The organism is Pseudomonas fluorescens group sp. PF-1 (assembly GCF_054481335.1).
Genome location: NZ_JBTMNG010000002.1, coordinates 1821281 through 1840896 on the forward strand (window position 1 = coordinate 1821281; position 19616 = coordinate 1840896).

The following is a 19616-nucleotide window of genomic DNA, read 5'->3' on the forward strand; positions in this document are numbered from 1 at the left end:
CCTCAAGGCGAAAGTAGGTAGCCGCTGCGATAGGCTTCGGTGCCCGCGACATGGGCGATTACCATGCCGGCAGTGGCCATGCGGCGCAGCGAGCGGGCGTACATCAACCCGGCGGCGGTGCAATGAACGGGGGTAACGCGATCCGCGATCGGGTCAATGATTTCAGCGATCAATTGCCCGGCTTCCAGGTATTCCCCTGGCAGCGCAGTGAACACCAGCAAGCCGCCGACGGGCGTGGCCACGGGTTCGACAGCCGCCAGCGGTGTGGCCGGGTAGGGCAGCTCGGGCATGGGCGCCGGCTCACCGGTGATCGCGCCGAAATGAATCAGGTAATCGATCAGCGCCTGACTGTCCAGGCTGGCCAGCGGGTGGTTGACGTCACCCTGGCCGCGCAGTTCGACGGTCACCGAAAAGCTGCCCGCCGGAATGTCGAAATGTTCGCCGAAGCGCTCTTTCAACTGCCACCAGAGCAAGGTGAAGCATTCGTCGAACGACTGCCCGCCGGAGTCAGTGGCCAACAGGCTGGCCTCGGCACCGATGTAGCGGGCCAGAGGCTCGACCTGGGGCCATGCATCCGGTGTGGTGTACAGGTGCGCGACGGCTTCGAAATCGCAATGCAGGTCCAGCACCATGTCGGCATCGCAGGCCAGCCGCTGCAGGGTCAGGCGCTGGCATTGCAACTGGGTGCTGGCCGTCTGCCGGGCAAGTGCATTACGCAAACTGTCACGAATCAGTTCGAGGTTGTGCTGCGGGTCATCGCCCAGTCGGCCCTCGATCTCGTTGCCGACCTCTTCGCTCAGATCGACGAACCAGCGGTTGAAATTCTGACCGCTTTCCAGCTCGTAGCGGCCCAGCGGTACATCCATCAGCACTTGCTCCAGGCCGACCGGATTGGCCACCGGAACCAGAACGATTTCGCTGCGCAGGCGGCCGGCGGCTTCCAGCTCCGCCAGGCGTTGCTTGAGGTGCCAGGCCACCAGCATGCCGGGCATTTCATCGGCGTGAAGGGAGGACTGGATGTAGATCTTGCCGTTGGCCGGTTGCGGCCCGAAGTGAAAACTGTGGATCTGTCGTGCGGTCCCCGGCAGCGGGGACAGCAAGTCATGTATCTGGTGGCGCATGTGCGAGAAGTCCTAGTGGGTCGGCCCGAGGAAGGCCAGCCATCGGCGTTCGGCGAGACGGAACAGGCCGACCAGCGCAAAGGTGACGGTCAGGTAGATCAGTGCGGCGATGCCGAACGACTGGAAGGTCAGGAAGGTCGCCGAGTTGGCGTCCCGAGCGACTTTCAGGATGTCCGGGATGGTCGCGGTGAACGCCACGGTGGTCGAGTGCAGCATCAGAATCACTTCGTTGCTGTAGTAGGGCAACGAGCGACGCAGGGCCGAAGGCATGATCACGTAGGCATACAGCTTCCAGCCTGTCAGGCCGTAAGCCTTGGCCGCTTCGACTTCACCGTGGTTCATGCTGCGAATCGCCCCGGCGAAAATCTCCGTGGTATAGGCGCAAGTATTCAGGGCGAACGCCAGGATCGTGCAGTTCATTGCGTCGCGGAAAAAACTGTCCAGCAGCGGTTGCGCACGCACGGCGGCCAGGCTGTAGATACCGGTGTAGCAGATCAGCAGCTGGATATAGAGTGGTGTGCCCCGGAACAGGTAGGTGTAGAACTGCACCGGCCAGCGAATGTAGGAGTGCGGCGAGACCCGGGCGATGGACAATGGAATCGATACGATGAAACCGAAGAAGATCGATGCGCTGAGCAGCCACAGGGTCATGGCCAGGCCGGTGATGTTCTGGCCGTCGGTGTAGAGAAAGGCTTTCCAGTATTCCTGAAGGAGTTCGATCATCGCACGGCCTCCCGTGTCCCGGCGGCATAGCGGCGTTCCAGCCAGCGCAGAATGAAGTTGGAGGCACTGGTGATCGCCAGGTAGATCAGGGCGGCGAGTACCAGGAAATAGAACAGCTGGTAGCTGCTTTTACCGGCGTCCTGCGCGGCCTTGACCAGGTCAGCCAGGCCAATGATCGATACCAGCGCGGTGGCCTTGAGCATGACCATCCAGTTGTTGCCGATACCCGGCAGGGCGTAGCGCATCATCTGCGGGAACACCACGATGCGGAAACGCTGGCCGCGTTTGAGACCGTAGGCGGTGGCGGCTTCAACCTGGCCGCGAGGCACGGCGAGGATCGCGCCGCGGAACGTTTCGGTGAAGTACGCGCCGTATATGAAGCCCAGGGTCAAAACACCGGCGCTGAACGGGTTGATCTCGATGTATTCCCATTCCATGTAGTCGGTGAACGATGTCAGCCAGGTTTGCAGGCTGTAGAAAATCAGGAGCATCAGCACCAGATCCGGCACCCCGCGAATCAGCGTGGTGTAGCACTGGGCGGGCAAGCGCAGCAGTTTGACTTTTGACAGTTTGGCACTGGCGCCGAGCAGGCCGAGCAATACGGCCACCAGCAGCGACATCGCCGATAATTTGATGGTCATCCAGGTGCCTTCCATCAGCAACGGACCGAAGCCCTTGAGGCTGAAGGCTGAGAGCCCCAGATTTTGTAGGAGGTTTTCAAACATAAATCAGCAACCTGATCGGAAGAAAAAAGCGCCCATCGCGAAATGGGCGCCGGGCATTATTTGCCGCTGTACAGATTCAGATCGCCAAAGTGTTTCTTCTGAATGGTGGCGTAGGTGCCATCATCGTGTAACGCTTTGATACCTTTATCCAAAAGGGCTTTCAGCTCGGTGTTACCTTTCTTAATACCGACCGCTGTCTTGGCTGGCAGCAGTTCGCTGTCGACCGGCTTGCTGATTTCGTAATCGGCGCCGTTTGGCGACTTCAGGAAGCCCAGTTCGGCTTGCAGCATGTCCTGGATCCCGGCGTCGAGACGACCGGAAGTCAGGTCGGAATACACCTGGTCCTGGTTCTGATAGGCCTGGGTTTTCACGCCAGCCTTGTCCAGAACGGCTTTGGCATAGGCTTCCTGAATGGTGCCTTGCTCGTAGCCGACGGTTTTGCCTTTGAGCGACGCGACGTCTGCCGTGATGCCAGAACCTTTCTTGGACACGTAAGCGGTTGGGCCGGAGAACAGCTCGCTGGAGAAGTCGATGACTTTTTCGCGGGCCGGAGTGACGGTCATCGAAGAGATCACGCCGTCGAATTTATTGGCCTTCAGGCCAGGAATCATGCCGTCGAAATCGCTCTCGACCCATTTGCACTTGACCTTCAGCTCGGCGCAGATTGCGTTCCCCAGATCGATGTCGAAACCGACCAGGCTGCCGTCGGCCGCTTTCGACTCGAACGGTGCATAGGAAGGGTCAACGCCAAAACGCAATTCCTTGTATTCCTTTGCCAGCGCGGAGCCAGCGGCAACGCACAATGCCAGTGCAGAAAGGGTCAGCAATGCTTTTTTCATTATTCAATCCCTAAGAACCAATATGAGCGCTTGTGGCGCAGAATTATTGTTACTGGTGAGCGTAAGACTTAATGAAAGTAGCAATTTCCGAACCAGAGTGCCGAACAAGCGTTTTAAAAGGTGTTCAGGAAATTGCCGGAAGGGATTAGTGCACGAAATTGGGCGACGTGGGAAGCCTGCACTTTTTTAGGTCGAATGTGGCGAAGCCCTGTGGCGAGAGCGCTTGCTGTCGCTCGACCGCGCAGCAGCCGTAAACGCGACAGTGACGTTTGACGGATGTGCCGCGTGGACAGATTCAAGGGCCGTTTCGCAGCCCGGCGGGAGCAAGCTCCCTCGCCACAGGGAATGGGTTTACTTGCCAGGTGTCAGGGTCAATCGTTTGGTCCCGTACACCTTGTCAAAGTTTTGCGGCTGCATCGGCAAGCTCTGATACTGACCTTTCAGCCACGGCTCGATGCCGTTCAGGTAATTCGGGCTGGCCGGGTTACCGGACTGGCCGGTGGCATTCTGGCCCATCAGCGGTTCGGCCTGGCCGAAGTCGACGATAAAGCGCATGGCAGGAGCGAGCGTGGTGTTGAAGTCCTGGCCCCAGGCGAACGCAGCCGTGTTGAGCGTGGTGTGATCGCCGCCGGCCGGCAACGGACCGCGCACGGTCTGGCCAGTGGCATTCTTCCATTCGTAGCGGTGCAGTTTGCCCCACTGCCAGGTTTTGTGGTCGCCGCCCAATTGACTGTCCCCGGCGCTGATCGCGGCTGCCAGGCTGCGCGCGAGAATCGTTGGCTTGTCTTCTTTCTGCGCGGTGCGCACGTCATCCCAAAACGGGCTGTCTTCGCGGCCCAGCAGGTGATCGGCCTGCGCGGCATAGGACAACTTGCCGTTGGCGATAAAGGCCTTCCATGCCGGGCTGCTTTCTGGCCCCAGTTCATCAAGGAAAATCTGCTTGGCGCTTTCCTGCAGGAACAGCTCGTAGATCGCCGCATCGGCGGAGGTCGGGCTGAGTTTGCCATCGAACGTCATCAAACGGGTGAACGCTTCGCGTGCCTTGGCTCCATCCGCTGCGGGCAACGCCGCGATGGCTTGTTTGAGCGGTTGGGACATGCCCGGCGCTGCGAACATTTTCTTTAATTTGGCGGCGAAGGTGGTGGTCTGGTCGTACTGCATCGCGATCAGGCTGCGGGTGTCATGCTTGCCCACCCCGGCCAGCTCAGCCAGACGTTCGCCGCGTTCCGGTGCCGACCAGGAGTTAGACAATTGCATGCCGTAGCCATGGGGGATGACCCGTTGGTTCGCGGTGCCGAGCCAGCCCTGGGCCGGGTCTTGATCGTAGGGGTGCAGCATCGGGTCGGCGTAGCCATCCCAATCGTAGCGACCTTCCCAGCCTGGTGAGGGCAACAGGCCTTCGCCTTCGCGACGGTTCGGGTAGCGACCGGTGACTTGCCAGCCAATGTTGCTGGCATCGGCAAACACCAGGTTCAGCGCAATGGCGCGGATCTCTCGGCTGGCGTCCGACGCCTTCTCGACATTCTGCGCGCGGGACAGGTCAAAAAACGCGTCCAGGGTTTTGTCATCGGTGAAGCTCGGCGTCTGCAAGGCCAGGCCGAATCCGCTTCCCTGGGCAAACCCCTGAGCGCTGTTGAGCAGGGGGCCGTGGCGGGTTTCGTACACCGCTTCGCGAATCGGCCGCTGGCCTTTGACGAAATAGGTTTCGTTGCGCACCACGGCCGGCTGCCATTTGCCGCCGTTTTCGTAGGCCAGGCCATTGCCCTGGCGTTTGATTTTTTCGAGGAACAGGTCCTGGTTGTCACCCATGACGCTGGTCGTGCTCCACGCGACCTTGCCGTTGAAGCCGCCGAGCACCATCGGCAACCCGGCGATGGTCACGCCGGATGCTTGGTATTTCGGTGCGCGAATCTGCACGTAGCTGAACAACGACGGCACGCCCATCGGCCCATGGCTGTCGCTGGCCAGCAGGCTCTTGCCGCTGCGGCTGCGTTGTGGGGCAATGGCCCAGTTGTTCGATGAAGTGGCGCCGAGCAGATTCAGCTCGGCGAGCTGGCTCGTGGCTTTGCTGATTTCAGCCAGTCCCGGTACTTGCCCGTTGAGTTTGATGCCTTGCAGCTTTTCGCTTTCGGCCACTGGCAATTGTTCATCAGGGGCGGATGGGGTCAGCCATGGCAGTTTGTCGGTGGATACCGTTTGGGCCAGTACCAGCGTGGAGATCTCTTCGGGCAGGTTGGCTGACTGGCTGAAGTTGAGCAGGCAGAAAATCAGCGCCGAGTCTTCCGGTTGCCAGTATTCAGGCTTGTAGCCGCTGGAAGCGAGGTCCGCCGGCAGCTTGTCGCGGTAGCGGAACAGGTAAGCGTTGACCCCGCGGGCATAGACTTCGAAGAAGCGCTTGAGGCGTGGCGACGATGCCTTATAGAGCTCGCCGGCGCTTTTCTTCAGATTGACCGCGCGCATGTAGCGGTCGGCGTCCAGCAGGTCCGAACCGTGCATCTCGGCCAGACGACCCTGGGCCAGCAAACGCAAGGTGACCATTTGCGTGATGCGGTCGCTGGCGTGCACATAGCCGAGGGTGAACAGTGCGTCGTGGAAGCTGCTGCTTTCGATCAGCGGCATGCCCATGGCATTGCGGCGTACCGAAACGTTCTGCGCCAGGCCTTTAAGCGGCTGTACGCCGGAAGTCGGCGGGACGGAGTCCTGTGCGTTGAAGCTCTGACAGCCGGTCAGGCTCAAAACACCTGCAACTGCTGCGGCAACGCCGAACCGGGGTAGAAAATGTGTAAGGGCTGGCGAGGCCATGGCAAAGCTCCTGCGGGGCGGTAACGTCAGTAAAGGCGCTACGTTAGTGAGCAGGAGGTGGCCGCGCAAGCGGGCGGCAAGGTTATTTCAGGTTTTGTCCGAGATCCCGTTTGCATTCGATGGCTTGCCACTGGCCGGGGCCGATGTTGAAGTGCAGGAAATCAACTGACCTGGCGTGAGAAGAGCGAGCATGGAGCTAGAGAAAAACGCGACACTGATCATCATCGATCAGCAAAAAGGCATCCTTCACCCCAGACTCGGCCGGCGCAACAATCCCCGGGCCGAAGATCGCATGCTGGCGCTCTTGGGCCACTGGCGTCGCAGCGGGCGGCCGATCATTCATGTGCAACACCTGTCCCGCTCGGAGGACTCGGTGTTCTGGCCACAACAATCAGGCGTCGAATTTCAGGAGCGGTTTCAGCCATTGCCAAGCGAGCGACTGATTCAAAAACAGGTGCCGGATGCGTTTTGCTCGACGGGGCTGGAGGCGTGTTTGCGAGAGACGGGAGTCGAACAATTGATCATCGTCGGCGTGGCGACCCACAACTCCGTGGAGTCCACGGCGCGTACCGCAGGCAATCTGGGGTTCGATACGTGGGTGGCGGAGGACGCGTGCTTTACCTTCGACAAGGTCGACTTTTTCGGGCATGCCCGTTCAGCTGAAGAGGTACACGGGATGTCGCTGGGGAATTTGCATGGCGAGTATGCGACGGTGGTCAATTCGGCGCAGATATTGATGGCCGATTGAAAACCTGTGGGAGCTGGCTTGCCAGCGAAGCGGTGCGTATGACAAAACGCGTCGCATTGATCGCCAGCAAGCCGACTCCTCAAGGGAAATGGGTCTAACCCATCAAGCGCCGTGGCACTTCTTGAACTTCTTGCCATTGCCACACGGGCAAGGGTCATTGCGGCCGACGTCTTTCAGGGCGTTGCGCACCGGTTCCTGGTGGGCGTGGCCGCAGTTCGGGCCGTGGACATGGCCATGGTCGTGATCATGGTGGTCGTGATCGTGGTTGCAGTCTGGGCCATGTACATGGGGTTGCTGGGTCATCGGGGTTACTCCGGAATTAGATCGGCGGGGATTATCACGCCATTACGCGCCAGGTGCACGTAGTGGGCGATGAATAAACCGGTTTCCATTTCGCCTTCCAGTCGATAGGGGACGGGTTGCTTGGGACTTTTCAGTTGCTTGACCAGATCCCTCACTTTCGGCCACAGGTTGGTGCGGATCGGCACCTTGTAAAAACCGCTGCGTTTGGGGCCGACGGTGATCCAGTGTTCATGCTCGCCCTCGGCCAGCAGAATGTCGCCAAGATGAATGCGGTATTCCAGGCCTCGCACCGTCAGGTCGCTGTCGTTGGGGTTATCGATACGGAAATGCAGCACAAAGCGCTGCTCCAACAGTTTGGCTCGCACGACTTCAACCCTGACCAGATGCACCTCGGGGTCCGGCTCGTCGTCGCTGAACCACGACGCACAGCCGCCGAGCCCCAGAAACAACAGCAGGATGAGTGTTTGAAGTGTGCGTCGTCGACTGAGCATGGTGGGACTCCTTTGATGCCCAGTCTAGCTCCCTGGATTCACATCAACGGCCGAAATAACCCGAACAGCACTTCTTGAACTTCTGACCGCTGGCGCAGGGGCAGGCGTCGTTACGGCCGATGTCGAGGGGCACGGTCGGATCGATGAAATACCAGCGTTCGGCGTTCTGAACGAACGACGAACGCTCACGATGACTGTGTTCGCCGCTGCCGTCGTGCCAGCGCGCGGTGAAGGTCACGAAAGCGTGTTCGGGCTGACCGCCAAGGACTTCCGAGCTTTCCACCTCGAGACCCAGCCAGGTGCTTTGTGCGCTCCAGTCGCTGATCGATTGCCGATCAAGGCCGGCTTGCTGCGCGGGCAGGGTGGTGGCCACCAGATAATCGATCAGGCCAAGCACGTAGGCACTGTAGCGCGAGCGCATCAGGGCTTCGGCGCAAGGAGCCGGGTGGCCGGCATGGTAATGACCGCAGCAGGCATCGAGCAGGGTGCCGCTGCCGCAAGGGCAAATGGATGTACTCATTGCATTACCACCAATATTTCCCGAAGTTTTCCGGATTGGCCCAGAACCGCGAGTTGAGCCAGTCGGGGACTTGTTTGTAGTCAAGCAGATCATAGGTGAACAGCGTCAGCACTTGATCGTCACGCTGGAAGCGTTCGCTGGCCTGCAGCGCCAGGGAGAAAAAATCCGTTTCTTGCCAGCCACTGGCGGGCAGGTCCGCCAGCACCGCAATGCGACTGGCATTGAGGTTGCGGATACCACCGAGCAACTTCAGGCCGTCACGCTTGGGCAGGTGCTCAAGGCAATCAACCACCAGCGCCAGGTCAAACCGGCGCGCCGCCAGCTCGGCAGGTAACGGCCCGGGTGCCGCGTGCGCCACGCAGCTGTCGGGGTGTGCGAGTTTGAACGCTTCAAGCGCGGGGAATTCGCTGGCGCCGATCAGCAACAGGCGCGAAGGGGCGTAAAGATCGAGCAAAGCGGCCAGCGCCTGCTGCGGCGTGCGCGAAGAGTTACCTGCAATCATCAAAGATCCTCAATCAGATCTGCCAAGACTAGCTTGCCTGTGAGTCCGAGCCTAGAGCGGCTTTGACGCAAAACCGGCGATCAGTGCTGAACAGTGGAAAAAACAGCAATGGCCTATTGCTGGCGGAGATTAAAACTCCGGTCTTTACTCCCTGAATCGGTTCTAAGCCGATCCTTCAGGAGAAAACTAGATGAGCATAGTTCGGACAGCATTACCCCTGGTTCTGCTAACCAGTGTGTTGACTGGTTGCGCAGGTTTGCAGAAAACCGACTGGCCGACCTGTGCGGCCGTCGGTGGTGTCGTGGGCGCGGGTCTCGGTGCAACCGAGAGCTCCTCCTGGGCCGGTTATGGCGCGCTGATTGTCGGTGGTACGGCAGCGGCCTATTGCTGGGTTCACGGGGATGGCGACGAAGACGGCGATGGTGTGCCGGATAGCCGCGACAAGTGCCCGGGCACGCCTCATGGCGTGAAGGTCGATGCCGATGGTTGCCCACCACCAGCACCTGCACCAGTGGTCGAAGAGGCCGTGGTGGTCAAGGAAGAAACGATTGTCATCCGCGATGTTCACTTCCAGTTCGACAAAGCAACACTTACTGCGTCTGACAAGCAGGTGCTCGACAAGATCGCCACTCGCTTGAAAGCGGAAGCCCCAACCGCACGGATGACCGTTACCGGTCATACTGACAGCGTGGGCAGCGATAGCTACAACCAGAAACTGTCGGACAAACGCGCCCACTCGGTGGTTGAGTACCTCATCCAGCAAGGCGTGCCGCGGAGCAACTTCGTGTCGGTTTCCGGTGCCGGTGAAAGCCAGCCGGTTGCCGATAACAAAACCGCCGACGGCCGTGCACAGAACCGTCGCACGGAAATCAAAATCCAGCGCTAAGTCCCTCGCATCCGCGGCTTGTGCAGTTGCGGATGCCCGTCTTTACTCCTGTGTAACCGGCATTGACCGGTGACACAGGAGCTTCTCAAAATGACCCAATTCACACGGACCGTCTTGCCGGTTCTGCTACTTGGCAGCCTGCTGACCGGTTGCGCCACTCACAGTGATGGCACTGCTCCCCTCAATCAACGTACCTGGCCGATCTGCAGCGTCATTGGCGGACTGGTCGGCGGAGGACTTGGCGCTGTCGAAAGTGGCGGATGGGCGGCCGGTGGAGCGGCGCTCGGTATTTTGACCGGTGGTTTGATTTGCTATGCCCAGGATGGCGACGAAGACGGCGATGGCGTTTTCGACCGCCGTGATCGCTGCCCTGATACACCGGCCAACACCCCTGTCGATCATCGAGGTTGCCCGCTGCCCCAGTACCCGGCCAGTGTGAAGCCTGCCGAACCGGCGCAATCGGAGGTCATTACCCTGAGTGATGCCGGTGATGTGCTGTTTGCTTTTAACCAGTCCGAGCTGACACCCACCGCGAAGAGTCAACTGGACTCGATCATGGGCAAGCTGGAAGACGCCGATGTGGTCAGCATCAAGGTGGTTGGCTTCACCGACAGCGTCGGATCGGATGCCTATAACCAGGCACTCTCGCAGCGGCGCGCCAGCAGTGTCGCCGAATACCTGCTGAGCCAGGGCGTGGCGCCGAACAAAATCACCAGCGAAGGCAAAGGCGAAAGCCAGCCTGTGGCCGATAACGAAACAGATGAAGGCCGCGCGAAAAACCGTCGCGTGGAGCTGCACATCAATCGCTGAACCTCGAAATAGAGCTGTCGGGTGACTTTTCAGGTCGTCCCGACAGCCAGTCAGCGATCTTCATGAAGAATTTTTGGTTGCCCTCTGGCTTATCCCGCGTGGAAGCCGTTACTGTGCGTGCAAATAATAATTCTGTTCGGGGGAGCGTATGAAGGTGTTCTGGGGGCTGGGGAAGCTGCTGACCCTGCTGTTCTGGTCGGTGGTGCTGGTCAATCTGCTCGTGCCGTTCATCCATCCGCTGCACCTGCTGGTCAACCTGGCCGGCAGCCTGCTGGCAGGGCTCCACCTGCTGGAGATTGTCTTCTGCTTCCGCAGCCTCAGGGCGCGCGCCCATCCCTGGCGTGATCGCTTGAACATTCTCTTTTTCGGCGTTTTCCACCTGCAAACCATTCCCGCTCCGACTGCACCGAAGGCTTCCCATGCGTAAACTCTGTCTGCTCGCCGTACTCATCAGTCCACTGGCCTGCGCACAGGTGGTGAGTGTTGAAACCAACTCGCTGATGCGCCTGCCCAACACCGCAAGCACCTTGCAGCTGGATCGCCTGGAAGTGGCTGATTACGGCACATTGCTCATCCCGTCGAATGTAACCGAGGTCACCGTCGGCGAATTGCACCTGGGCCGTGATGCGCGGATCGCTATCGTGCCCAGCGAACAGGCGCTGGAGCTGAAAGTCAGTCGTGCCGAGTTGGCCGAGGGCAGCCAGATCACCGCTCGCGGCGCCCCCGGCACTTACCAGAAGGCGGCCCGCTCCGGGCGTAATCTGAATTTGCAGATCAAGGCACTGAAGGCGCCGCAATTGTTGGTGGATGCTCGCGGTGGTGCGGGAGCGCCGGGATTCGTCGGCCTCGACGGGGCCAACGGCCAGCCTCCAGGCTGCACCTGGGGGCAGGCGGGGCGCGGTGCCGATGGCAGCGATGGCAGTAATGGCCAGCCCGGAGCGCCGGGGGCGTTGGTCAAGCTGGCAGTGCCGCGCGAATATCCCGCCGAACAAATCAAGGTTCAGGTCGCTGGCGGAGCCGGTGGCTTGGCCGGTCCCGGCGGCAAGCCGGGAGCGGGCGGTAAGGCCAAGGGTTGCTTCATCTACAAGGCCGATGGCGGCAAAAGCGGCAAACCTGGCGCCGATGGCCAGCCGGGGCCCGCGGGTGCGGCGGGCTCGGTGACGGTTCAGCGGTTGTAAGCAATTTCTGAAGTGTGTGTCGTCTGATCGATGGTCTTCGCGAGCAAGCTCGCTCCCACGGGATTGCTCCGAACCTGTGGGAGCGAGCTTGCTCGCGATGCTTTTAGAACATCGGCCGCGCCGCAGCAATCGCCACCAGCACCAACCCGACAATCAGATTGATCCCCACCAGGCGCCGAATCTTCCCGAGCACCGCAGCCCCCGCCGGCCAATCCTGTGCAATGACCGCCGTGCGCAACTCAGGCAGCATCAGCGCCTGAATCCGGATGAACAGCGCCGTCATCACCACATACAAGCCCATCATCACCTGCACATAGCGCGGAGCGGTTTCAAATCCGTTGAAGTGCATATGCAGCATGCCCACACCGCTGACGGGCAGCAGCACGACCGCCACCCAGACCCAGCGGAAAAAACCTTGAAACACTTCTACCCACAATTTCAGTCGGGCAGGGCCCTCCAGTGCCTTCACAGCCGCAGGGCGCAAGACCATCCAGGCGAAAAACATGCCGCCGACCCACACCAGTGCGGCGAGGACATGCAGGCTATAAACAAGGCTAAAAGCGGTCATTGGGGTACTCCGTTCTGCGCGGGATTAATTAGCGGGGTATGATAGCCGTCGTTCCGAACCACTGAAAATTTATCCAGCGTTTTTTGCGCCCGACAATCCATGATCAGCACTGAACTCAAAACCACGATCCAGGGCGCCTATTCGCGTTTTCTCGAAGCCAAGAGCCTCAAGCCGCGCTATGGCCAACGCCTGATGATTGCCGAAGTGGCCAAGGTCCTCGGGGATATCGACACCGACGACGAAGGCCGGCGCAGCGGCGAGCCCGCGATTGTCGCGGTGGAAGCCGGCACCGGTACCGGCAAGACCGTCGCTTACAGCCTGGCCGCCATCCCGACGGCGAAAGCGGCCGGCAAGCGCCTGGTGATCGCCACGGCCACCGTCGCCCTGCAAGAGCAGATCGTCTACAAGGACTTGCCTGACCTGATGCGCAACAGCGGGCTGAATTTCAGTTTCGCGCTGGCCAAGGGGCGTGGGCGCTATATGTGCCTGTCCAAGCTCGACATGTTGCTCCAGGAAGGCCATGCGCAAACCGCCACGGCGCAATTGTTCGAAGAAGAAGGCTTCAAGATCGAGGTCGATGAGGCCAGTCAGAAGCTGTTTACCAGCATGATCGAAAAACTCGCCGGCAATAAATGGGACGGCGATCGCGACAGCTGGTCCACCGCACTGGAAGACGCCGACTGGGCGCGCCTGACCACCGACCACAGCCAGTGCACCAACCGTCATTGCCCGAACTTCGGCCAGTGCGCCTTCTATAAGGCCCGCGAAGGCATGGGCAAGGTCGATGTGATTGTCACCAACCACGACATGGTCCTGGCCGACCTGGCCCTGGGCGGTGGCGCGGTGCTGCCCGATCCGCGAGACACCATTTACGTATTCGACGAAGGCCATCACCTGCCGGACAAGGCCATCGGCCACTTCGCCCACTACACGCGCCTGCGCTCGACCGCCGACTGGCTGGAAACCACCGCCAAGAACCTCACCAAGTTGCTGGCCCAACACCCGTTGCCCGGTGATCTGGGCAAGCTGATCGAACAGGTGCCGGAGCTGGCGCGGGAGATCAAGACCCAGCAGCAGTTCATGTTCACCGCCTGCGAGCAAGTCGCCGATTTCAAACCCGGCGAAGACGTTGAAGGTCGCGAACGACCGCGTCACCGTTTCGTCGGCGGGGTGATTCCCGAACACATGCGCGAAATGGGCATCGAGCTGAAAAAAGGCTTCGCCCGCCTGACCGACCTGTTCACCCGCCTGACCGATTTGCTCAAGGAGGGCATGGACGGCGAAGTCAACATCGGTATCGCCAGCAACCAGGCTGAAGAGTGGTATCCACTGTTCGGCAGCCTGTTGTCCCGTTCTTCGGGCAATTGGGAGTTGTGGACCGCCTTCACCGTTGAAGACCCGGAAGACAACCCACCGATGGCCCGCTGGCTGACCTTGGCCGAAAGCGGCTCGCTGTTCGACATCGAAGTCAACGCCAGCCCGATCCTCGCGGCAGAAATGCTGCGACGCAACCTGTGGAACGTGGCCTACGGTGCGCTCGTGACCTCGGCCACCTTGACCGCCCTCGGCACCTTCGATCGCTTTCGCATGCGCGCCGGCCTGCCGAAGAAAGCCGTGACTGCCGTGGTGCCCAGCCCGTTTCATCACGCCGATGCCGGCGTGCTGCGGGTGCCGAATCTGAATGCCGACCCCCGTGATGCGGCGGCGCACACCGCCGCGATCATTCGCGATTTGCCTGATCTGGTCGAAGGTTCCCGCGGCACCCTGGTGCTGTTTTCCTCTCGCAAGCAGATGCAGGACGTGTTCGATGGCCTGGACCGCGACTGGCGCAAGCAAGTGTTCATTCAAGGCAACCTGTCGAAGCAGGAAACCCTGAACAAGCACAAGGCGCGGGTGGATGGCGGGGACTCCAGCGTGTTGTTCGGCCTGGCGAGTTTTGCCGAGGGGGTCGACCTGCCCGGCGCCTATTGCGAGCACGTGGTGATCGCCAAAATTCCGTTCTCGGTGCCGGATGACCCGGTCGAGGCGGCGTTGGCCGAATGGATCGAAGCCCGTGGCGGCAATCCGTTCATGGAAATCTCCGTACCGGACGCCTCGCTGAAACTGGTCCAGGCCTGCGGTCGCCTGCTGCGCACCGAGGAAGATCGCGGCACCATCACCCTGCTTGACCGGCGTCTGGTCACCCAGCGCTATGGCAAGGCGATCCTCAATGCGTTGCCGCCATTCCGTCGTGAAATTTCCTGATACATCGGTGGGCAAATCTGCCCATCGTGTTGTCTATCTCTCTGCCATTGCTTTTCCACTGGCCCATCCGGGTCGTTAGGGAGAATTCCGTTCTCATGATTCGCCGTTCGCTGCGCCAATCGTTACCTGCCGTTTTTGCCCTGTTGTTCGCATCGCCCTTGCTGGCGGCACCCGCCACCCAGCAGACGCTGTTCAACTTTGTGCGCCCCGCCGATGTGGTCCAGGTGACCACTCAGGACGCCAACCTGCCGCAATCCAACGCCGAGCAAACCGCCGAAGGTGAAGTGCTGCGGCGGGTGACGTTCAACCCGGTCGCTCGTCCGACCCTGCGGTTGACCCCGCAGACAGGGGCCTGGGACTGGTCGCAGTCGGGTTTCATGAGCCTGCGGGTGCAGAACGCCATGAATTGGGCACTGACCCTGTACGTGACCATCCAGAGCAACGATGGCAAGACGCTGGTCAGCCGTGTCGATCTGCCGGCCGGCCCGGCGCAGACCTTGTTGGTGCCGTTGCAGCCGACATCGCCGTTGAGCCTGGGCATGAAGGCCGGGCCGCCCATGCCGATGACGGTCGACGGTCAGCGCATCCTGCTGGCCAGCAGCGCTGGTGAGCTGGATCGCGGCCAGGTGGTGGCAGTGAGCGTGTCGATGGATCAGCCGAAAGTGGCCCAGAGCATTTTGCTTGAGCGCTTCGGCGTTCAGGACGCCGAGGCCGTGACTGAGACCGTGTATGGCGCCTTGGTGGATGCCTACGGTCAATCGACCCGGGCCAAATGGCCGGAAAAGGTCAGCAGCGATGAGCAACTCAAAGGCGCCGCGGCCAAGGAACAGCAACAGCTGAAAACCTGGCTGGCCGAGCGCGAAAAGTCGTCCCTGGACAAATTCGGAGGTTGGACCAACGGTCCGGCCTTTAAGGCCAGCGGTTTCTTCCGCACGGAGAAACGCGACGGTCGCTGGTACCTGGTGACCCCGGAAGGGCATCCGTTCTATTCGCTGGGGGTCAACACGGTTACCCCGGACGTCAATCAGACTTATATCGCCGGTCGTGAATGGATGTTCCAGTCCCTGCCCAAGGCCGGTGAGCCCCTGGCCAGTCACTTCGGTGAAGGTGACACCCGTGGCGGCAACGGCGTTGATCAGGGCCGGGGCTTCAACGTCGGGCGCTGGTACGACTTTTATGGTGCCAATTTACAGCGCCTGTATGGCGACCCTTGTGCTCTGGGCAGCGATACCAAGGCCGGTGTCGCCGCAGCGGCCAAGGCTGATGCGGCAGAGGCCACGGCGGAGAAGGCCGCCGAGCCACCGGTTGTTCCTTCGACGGCCGAATCCGGGATTGCCGGAGCGGCCAAGACCGACGCCGCAGACGCGACAGTCGCGAACGCGGCCGAGCAAAAAACTGCCGAGCCCTGCAAAGCGACCTTCGATGAAAAGCGCTGGGCCGGTCATACCCTCGACCGTCTGCAAGCCTGGGGCTTCAACACCATTGGCAACTGGAGTGCGCCGGCACTGGGCAACGCCGATCGTGTGCCATACACCTTGCCGCTATCGATTGTTGGCGATTATGCGAGCATCAGCACGGGAACGGACTGGTGGGGCGGTATGCCCGATCCGTTCGACCCGCGTTTCGCCATGGCCACCGAGCGCGCCGTGGCCATTGCCGCTCGCGATCACCGCGACGATCCTTGGTTGATCGGCTTCTATGCCGACAATGAACTGGCCTGGGCTGGCCCCGGCGACGATCCGAAGGCCCGCTACGCCCTGGCCTACGGTACGTTGAAAATGACCACCGACGTGCCGGCCAAACGCGCGTTTCTCAAGCAGTTGCGCGATAAATACCGCAACCAGGAAGGCCTGTCGAAAGCCTGGGGCATTGATTTGCCGGCATGGGAACTGATGGAAGACCCCGGTTTTGAGCCGCCGCTGCCAAGCGCCGACCATCCGGAAATCGAGGCCGACTTCAAATACTTCCAGAAGGTCTTCGCCGACACCTACTTCAAGACGATCTCTGATTCGCTCAAATGGCACGCGCCGAACCAGATGTTGCTCGGTGGCCGCTTTGCAATCAGCACACCAGAAGCTGTGGAGTCCTGCGCTCAATACTGCGATGTGCTGAGCTTCAACATGTACACCCTGAAACCCCAGGACGGTTATGACTTCGCGCAACTGAACAGCCTCGACAAGCCAGTACTGATTACCGAATTCAACTTCGGTTCGACGGACCGTGGCCCGTTCTGGGGCGGCGTAACGCAACTGGCGAAGGAAGAGGACCGTGGTCCGGCCTACGCCAACTTCCTCAAGCAGGCGCTGAGCGAGCCGTCGATCGTCGGCGTGCACTGGTTCCAATACCTCGACCAACCCGTGACCGGGCGTCTGTTGGATGGCGAAAACGGTCATTTCGGTCTGGTGGGGATTACCGATCTGCCATTTCAGGGCTTTGTCGACAGTGTGCGCAAGAGCAACCTGGCGGCCGTCGATCAATTAGGCAAAGAGGCTGAAAAGGCCGGCGCCGAGGCCGATAGACAGAAACACGACGCCGAAGGCGGACGCAAGGCCGAGGCCGGCAAAGGGCCGGGCAAGGCTGCCGGCGGGCATTCCGGAAAGGGGCACTGAGTCCTGACACACCGCGTCAGCGTTCATCGCGAGCCTGCTCGCGATGGCGTCTGTAAGGACGCCGGAAAAATCTGATCACTTCCAGGGGCGATTGACCGCCCGGCCCGACCCTGTTCCCAAATCCCTCAAGGGCTGGAACAATGCGGGCCACTTTGTAGAACGCTTGTCCGGGGGAGTTGCGGGTGCAGATTCAGGGTTATTACGAGCTCAAGTTCGAAGCGGTACGCGAGGCCTTCGCGGCATTGTTCGACGATCCGCAGGAGCGTGGCGCAGCGCTGTGCATCCAGATCGGCGGCGAAACCGTTGTCGACCTCTGGGCCGGCACCAGCGACAAGGACGGCGCGCAAGCCTGGCACAGCGACACCATCGCCAACCTGTTTTCCTGCACTAAAACCTTTACTGCCGTCACTGCCCTGCAACTGGTTGCCGAAGGCAAGCTGCAACTGGATGCGCCGGTTGCGCATTATTGGCCCGAGTTTGCCGCCGCCGGCAAAGCGTCCGTGACGTTGCGCCAATTGCTCTGCCACCAGGCCGGTCTGCCGGCGCTACGGGAATTGCTGGCACCCGAAGCCCTTTACGACTGGCAAACCATGGTCGACGCCCTGGCTGCTGAAACACCGTGGTGGACGCCGGGACAGGGGCATGGGTATGCGGCGATCACTTATGGCTGGCTGGTCGGTGAATTGTTGCGCCGTGCCGATGGGCGCGGGCCGGGTGAGTCCATCGTGGCGCGGGTAGCCAAGCCTTTGGGGCTGGATTTCCACGTCGGTCTGGCCGACGAAGAGTTTCATCGCGTGGCGCATATCGCCCGTGGCAAGGGCAATGTCGGCGATGCCGCTGCCCAGCGCCTTCTGCAAGTGACCATGCGCGAACCCACGGCCATGACCACCCGGGCGTTTACCAACCCGCCTTCGATCATGACCAGCACCAACAAGCCGGAATGGCGGCGCATGCAACAACCCGCCGCCAATGGTCACGGCAATGCCCGTAGCCTGGCCGGGTTCTATGCCGGCCTGCTCGATGGCAGTTTGCTGGAAGGCGAAATGCTCGACGAACTGACCCGCGAGCACAGCCTCGGCGAGGACAAGACATTACTGACCCGGACCCGTTTCGGTCTGGGGTGCATGCTCGATCAGCCGGACGTGCCCAACGCGACGTTCGGCCTCGGCCCGCGAGCGTTCGGTCATCCGGGCGCGGGCGGTTCCATCGGTTTTGCTGACCCGGAGCACGATGTCGCCTTCGGTTTTGTGACAAATACACTGGGGCCGTACGTCTTGATGGATCCGCGCGCACAAAAGCTTGTGCGGGTACTGGCCACTTGTCTGTAAATCACGCCCAAGGGTTCCGGAGTTGGAACCCGAAAGCCTTTTCAGTTTCGAATCATCTGTTTATGCGGGCCAACCCGGCCTGATTTTTATGACTTCATTTTTGTGGATATCCAATGTCATCCAAACCAACGCTCGCTTTGGCACTGTGCTTCGCTATAACCGGTTGTGCACAGACTCCTAAAAATGATGCAGACGGCGGTAGCTGGTGGCCGTTCGGTTCCTCCGACAAAGTCGCAGCCAAAGAGCCTGCTCCGGCGCCCCTCAAGCCTGCCGTCAGCGCTCCGATGGCCAAGACTGAAAGCAGCAGCCATTGGTACTGGCCGTTTGGTTCCGATGACAGCAGTGACAAATCTGCAGCCAAACCGGAAGTAAAACCTGAAGCCAAGCCTGTCGCTGTGGCCAAGGTTGACGCCGATTCCGGTGGCAAGTGGTGGTGGCCGTTCGGTGGCAAGGACCAGAGCACCGCCAAAGTCGTGCCGATGCCGGACCCGAAAGTGACCCAGGCCTGGCTCGATGACTACGAACCGCGCCTGCGCGAAGCGATCAAGGGCAGTAACCTGCAACTCGAACGTCGTGAAAACGTGCTGGTGGTGACGGCGCCGGTCGAAGGCTCGTTCAACCCGGATCGTCCGGCGATGCTGCTGCCAGTGACCCTTGGTCCTTTCACCCGCGTGGCGAAAATCCTTGAAGTCGATTCGAAGACTGCCGTACTGGTGCTAGGCCACAGTGACACCTCGGGTGCCGCACCGGCCAACGTGAAGTTGAGTCAGGAGCGTGCACAGGCTGTGGCTGCGATCTTCCGTCTCAGTGGTCTGCAGCGTGATCGCCTGATGCTGCGTGGCATGGGTGGTGAAGCCCCGCGTGCTGCCAATGACAGCGTTGAAGGTCGCGCCTTGAACCGTCGTGTAGAGCTGCTGGTCACTCCGCAGAACACCATGGTTGCATTGCTGAGCAAGTACAACATGCCGGCCCCTGCGCCAGTGACAATGGTTGCCGCGCAAGACGTCAAGCCAGCTGCCAAGCCAGTGACCCCGGCACCTGCGGCCAAGAAAGCTGCGGTTCCAGCGACGAAAAAAGCGCCGGCCAAGAAAGCCACCGCCAAGAAGACACCGGCTAAGACAGCGGCTCCAGCGAAAAAGACTGCACCGGCCAAAGCCGCTGCCGACACGAAAAAAGTCGCTGACGCCGATACCACAAAGAAGTGATTCGTTAACCAAAA

The 19616-nt window shown here is 60.7% G+C and carries 20 protein-coding genes; 10 read left to right on the top strand and 10 right to left on the bottom strand.

Features of this window, described 5'->3' with window-relative positions; genetic code table 11:
* Positions 1–2 precede the first annotated feature (2 nt).
* The 5 genes from ACX3YD_RS23125 to ACX3YD_RS23145 form a co-directional block, all read right to left on the bottom strand.
* Positions 3–1121: a succinylglutamate desuccinylase/aspartoacylase family protein gene (locus tag ACX3YD_RS23125; RefSeq protein WP_090467483.1), complete on the bottom strand. Its 1119-nt coding sequence runs from the start codon at positions 1119–1121 to the stop codon at positions 3–5.
* Positions 1122–1133: 12 nt separating this feature from the next.
* Positions 1134–1844 (bottom strand): ABC transporter permease, encoded by a 711-nt coding sequence (locus tag ACX3YD_RS23130; protein ID WP_047526431.1) that lies wholly within the window; start codon positions 1842–1844, stop codon positions 1134–1136.
* Positions 1841–2569: an ABC transporter permease gene (locus tag ACX3YD_RS23135; RefSeq protein ID WP_090467485.1), complete on the bottom strand. Its 729-nt coding sequence runs from the start codon at positions 2567–2569 to the stop codon at positions 1841–1843. The genes ACX3YD_RS23130 and ACX3YD_RS23135 overlap by 4 nt, the downstream gene beginning before the upstream one ends.
* A 56-nt stretch (positions 2570–2625) precedes the next feature.
* Positions 2626–3408, bottom strand: a complete 783-nt coding sequence (locus tag ACX3YD_RS23140) for a transporter substrate-binding domain-containing protein (RefSeq protein ID WP_047526433.1) — start codon at positions 3406–3408, stop codon at positions 2626–2628.
* A gap of 351 nt (positions 3409–3759) precedes the next feature.
* Complete coding sequence (locus ACX3YD_RS23145) at positions 3760–6210, bottom strand: penicillin acylase family protein (RefSeq protein WP_458961132.1); 2451 nt, start codon at positions 6208–6210, stop codon at positions 3760–3762.
* On the opposite strand from ACX3YD_RS23145, the gene ACX3YD_RS23150 reads away from it, so the two are divergent.
* Together ACX3YD_RS23150 and ACX3YD_RS23155 are read left to right on the top strand one after the other, a co-directional pair.
* Positions 6209–6379 (top strand): hypothetical protein, encoded by a 171-nt coding sequence (locus tag ACX3YD_RS23150; protein ID WP_161793915.1) that lies wholly within the window; start codon positions 6209–6211, stop codon positions 6377–6379. The two genes, ACX3YD_RS23145 and ACX3YD_RS23150, sit on opposite strands and share 2 nt — an antisense overlap.
* Before the next feature lie 21 nt (positions 6380–6400).
* On the top strand, positions 6401–6958 hold the full coding sequence (locus ACX3YD_RS23155; protein ID WP_103403567.1) for a cysteine hydrolase family protein: 558 nt from the start codon (positions 6401–6403) through the stop codon (positions 6956–6958).
* A gap of 102 nt (positions 6959–7060) precedes the next feature.
* On the opposite strand, the gene ACX3YD_RS23160 is transcribed toward ACX3YD_RS23155, so the two are convergent.
* Genes ACX3YD_RS23160 through ACX3YD_RS23175 form a run of 4 tightly spaced genes read right to left on the bottom strand, consistent with a single transcriptional unit; the run spans position 7061 to position 8774 of the window.
* Complete coding sequence (locus tag ACX3YD_RS23160; RefSeq protein WP_034146774.1) at positions 7061–7261, bottom strand: SEC-C metal-binding domain-containing protein; 201 nt, start codon at positions 7259–7261, stop codon at positions 7061–7063.
* A 5-nt stretch (positions 7262–7266) separates the two neighbouring features.
* Positions 7267–7752, bottom strand: a complete 486-nt coding sequence (locus ACX3YD_RS23165; protein ID WP_103403566.1) for an LEA/WHy family protein — start codon at positions 7750–7752, stop codon at positions 7267–7269.
* A gap of 43 nt (positions 7753–7795) precedes the next feature.
* A complete protein-coding gene (locus ACX3YD_RS23170; protein ID WP_458961133.1) occupies positions 7796–8272 on the bottom strand; it encodes a YchJ family protein in 477 nt (158 codons plus the stop codon).
* 4 nt (positions 8273–8276) lie between these two features.
* Positions 8277–8774: a DUF6231 family protein gene (locus ACX3YD_RS23175; RefSeq protein WP_090467494.1), complete on the bottom strand. Its 498-nt coding sequence runs from the start codon at positions 8772–8774 to the stop codon at positions 8277–8279.
* A 190-nt stretch (positions 8775–8964) separates the two neighbouring features.
* Between ACX3YD_RS23175 and ACX3YD_RS23180 the strand changes: the two genes are divergently transcribed.
* The 4 genes from ACX3YD_RS23180 (at position 8965) to ACX3YD_RS23195 (ending at position 11648) form a co-directional block, all read left to right on the top strand.
* Positions 8965–9660 (top strand): OmpA family protein, encoded by a 696-nt coding sequence (locus tag ACX3YD_RS23180; protein WP_103403564.1) that lies wholly within the window; start codon positions 8965–8967, stop codon positions 9658–9660.
* Positions 9661–9750: 90 nt separating this feature from the next.
* Positions 9751–10470, top strand: coding sequence for an OmpA family protein (locus ACX3YD_RS23185; RefSeq protein ID WP_458961134.1), 720 nt, complete (start codon positions 9751–9753; stop codon positions 10468–10470).
* A 148-nt stretch (positions 10471–10618) separates the two neighbouring features.
* On the top strand, positions 10619–10897 hold the full coding sequence (locus ACX3YD_RS23190; protein WP_458961135.1) for a DUF1145 domain-containing protein: 279 nt from the start codon (positions 10619–10621) through the stop codon (positions 10895–10897).
* Positions 10890–11648, top strand: a complete 759-nt coding sequence (locus ACX3YD_RS23195; protein WP_047526448.1) for a collagen-like triple helix repeat-containing protein — start codon at positions 10890–10892, stop codon at positions 11646–11648. Before ACX3YD_RS23190 ends, ACX3YD_RS23195 begins: the two co-directional genes overlap by 8 nt.
* Before the next feature lie 103 nt (positions 11649–11751).
* Here the strand turns inward: ACX3YD_RS23195 and ACX3YD_RS23200 are convergent, their stop codons facing one another.
* A complete protein-coding gene (locus ACX3YD_RS23200) occupies positions 11752–12216 on the bottom strand; it encodes a CopD family protein (RefSeq protein ID WP_103403561.1) in 465 nt (154 codons plus the stop codon).
* A gap of 99 nt (positions 12217–12315) precedes the next feature.
* On the opposite strand from ACX3YD_RS23200, the gene dinG reads away from it, so the two are divergent.
* From dinG to ACX3YD_RS23220, 4 genes are all read left to right on the top strand, one after another.
* Positions 12316–14460, top strand: coding sequence for an ATP-dependent DNA helicase DinG (gene dinG / locus ACX3YD_RS23205; protein ID WP_047526450.1), 2145 nt, complete (start codon positions 12316–12318; stop codon positions 14458–14460).
* Positions 14461–14555: 95 nt separating this feature from the next.
* Positions 14556–17069, top strand: coding sequence for a beta-galactosidase (locus ACX3YD_RS23210; RefSeq protein WP_458961136.1), 2514 nt, complete (start codon positions 14556–14558; stop codon positions 17067–17069).
* A gap of 182 nt (positions 17070–17251) precedes the next feature.
* Entirely contained in the window at positions 17252–18397 is a 1146-nt protein-coding gene (locus tag ACX3YD_RS23215) for a serine hydrolase domain-containing protein (RefSeq protein ID WP_458961137.1), read from the top strand.
* 113 nt (positions 18398–18510) lie between these two features.
* Positions 18511–19602 (top strand): OmpA family protein, encoded by a 1092-nt coding sequence (locus ACX3YD_RS23220; protein ID WP_458961138.1) that lies wholly within the window; start codon positions 18511–18513, stop codon positions 19600–19602.
* Positions 19603–19616 lie beyond the last annotated feature (14 nt).

Bases quoted from the DNA above. Each gene is read 5' to 3' on its own strand.
- ACX3YD_RS23180 (WP_103403564.1), top strand. From the start codon at position 8,965: ATGAGCATAGTTCGGACAGCATTACCCCTGGTTCTGCTAACCAGTGTG.
- dinG (WP_047526450.1), top strand. From the start codon at position 12,316: ATGATCAGCACTGAACTCAAAACCACGATCCAGGGCGCCTATTCGCGT.
- ACX3YD_RS23210 (WP_458961136.1), top strand. From the start codon at position 14,556: ATGATTCGCCGTTCGCTGCGCCAATCGTTACCTGCCGTTTTTGCCCTG.
- ACX3YD_RS23135 (WP_090467485.1), bottom strand. From the start codon at position 2,569: ATGTTTGAAAACCTCCTACAAAATCTGGGGCTCTCAGCCTTCAGCCTC.
- ACX3YD_RS23160 (WP_034146774.1), bottom strand. From the start codon at position 7,261: ATGACCCAGCAACCCCATGTACATGGCCCAGACTGCAACCACGATCAC.
- ACX3YD_RS23220 (WP_458961138.1), top strand. From the start codon at position 18,511: ATGTCATCCAAACCAACGCTCGCTTTGGCACTGTGCTTCGCTATAACC.
- ACX3YD_RS23170 (WP_458961133.1), bottom strand. From the start codon at position 8,272: ATGAGTACATCCATTTGCCCTTGCGGCAGCGGCACCCTGCTCGATGCC.
- ACX3YD_RS23175 (WP_090467494.1), bottom strand. From the start codon at position 8,774: ATGATTGCAGGTAACTCTTCGCGCACGCCGCAGCAGGCGCTGGCCGCT.
- ACX3YD_RS23185 (WP_458961134.1), top strand. From the start codon at position 9,751: ATGACCCAATTCACACGGACCGTCTTGCCGGTTCTGCTACTTGGCAGC.
- ACX3YD_RS23155 (WP_103403567.1), top strand. From the start codon at position 6,401: ATGGAGCTAGAGAAAAACGCGACACTGATCATCATCGATCAGCAAAAA.
- ACX3YD_RS23195 (WP_047526448.1), top strand. From the start codon at position 10,890: ATGCGTAAACTCTGTCTGCTCGCCGTACTCATCAGTCCACTGGCCTGC.
- ACX3YD_RS23150 (WP_161793915.1), top strand. From the start codon at position 6,209: ATGGCAAAGCTCCTGCGGGGCGGTAACGTCAGTAAAGGCGCTACGTTA.
- ACX3YD_RS23200 (WP_103403561.1), bottom strand. From the start codon at position 12,216: ATGACCGCTTTTAGCCTTGTTTATAGCCTGCATGTCCTCGCCGCACTG.
- ACX3YD_RS23125 (WP_090467483.1), bottom strand. From the start codon at position 1,121: ATGCGCCACCAGATACATGACTTGCTGTCCCCGCTGCCGGGGACCGCA.
- ACX3YD_RS23130 (WP_047526431.1), bottom strand. From the start codon at position 1,844: ATGATCGAACTCCTTCAGGAATACTGGAAAGCCTTTCTCTACACCGAC.
- ACX3YD_RS23140 (WP_047526433.1), bottom strand. From the start codon at position 3,408: ATGAAAAAAGCATTGCTGACCCTTTCTGCACTGGCATTGTGCGTTGCC.
- ACX3YD_RS23190 (WP_458961135.1), top strand. From the start codon at position 10,619: ATGAAGGTGTTCTGGGGGCTGGGGAAGCTGCTGACCCTGCTGTTCTGG.
- ACX3YD_RS23165 (WP_103403566.1), bottom strand. From the start codon at position 7,752: ATGCTCAGTCGACGACGCACACTTCAAACACTCATCCTGCTGTTGTTT.
- ACX3YD_RS23145 (WP_458961132.1), bottom strand. From the start codon at position 6,210: ATGGCCTCGCCAGCCCTTACACATTTTCTACCCCGGTTCGGCGTTGCC.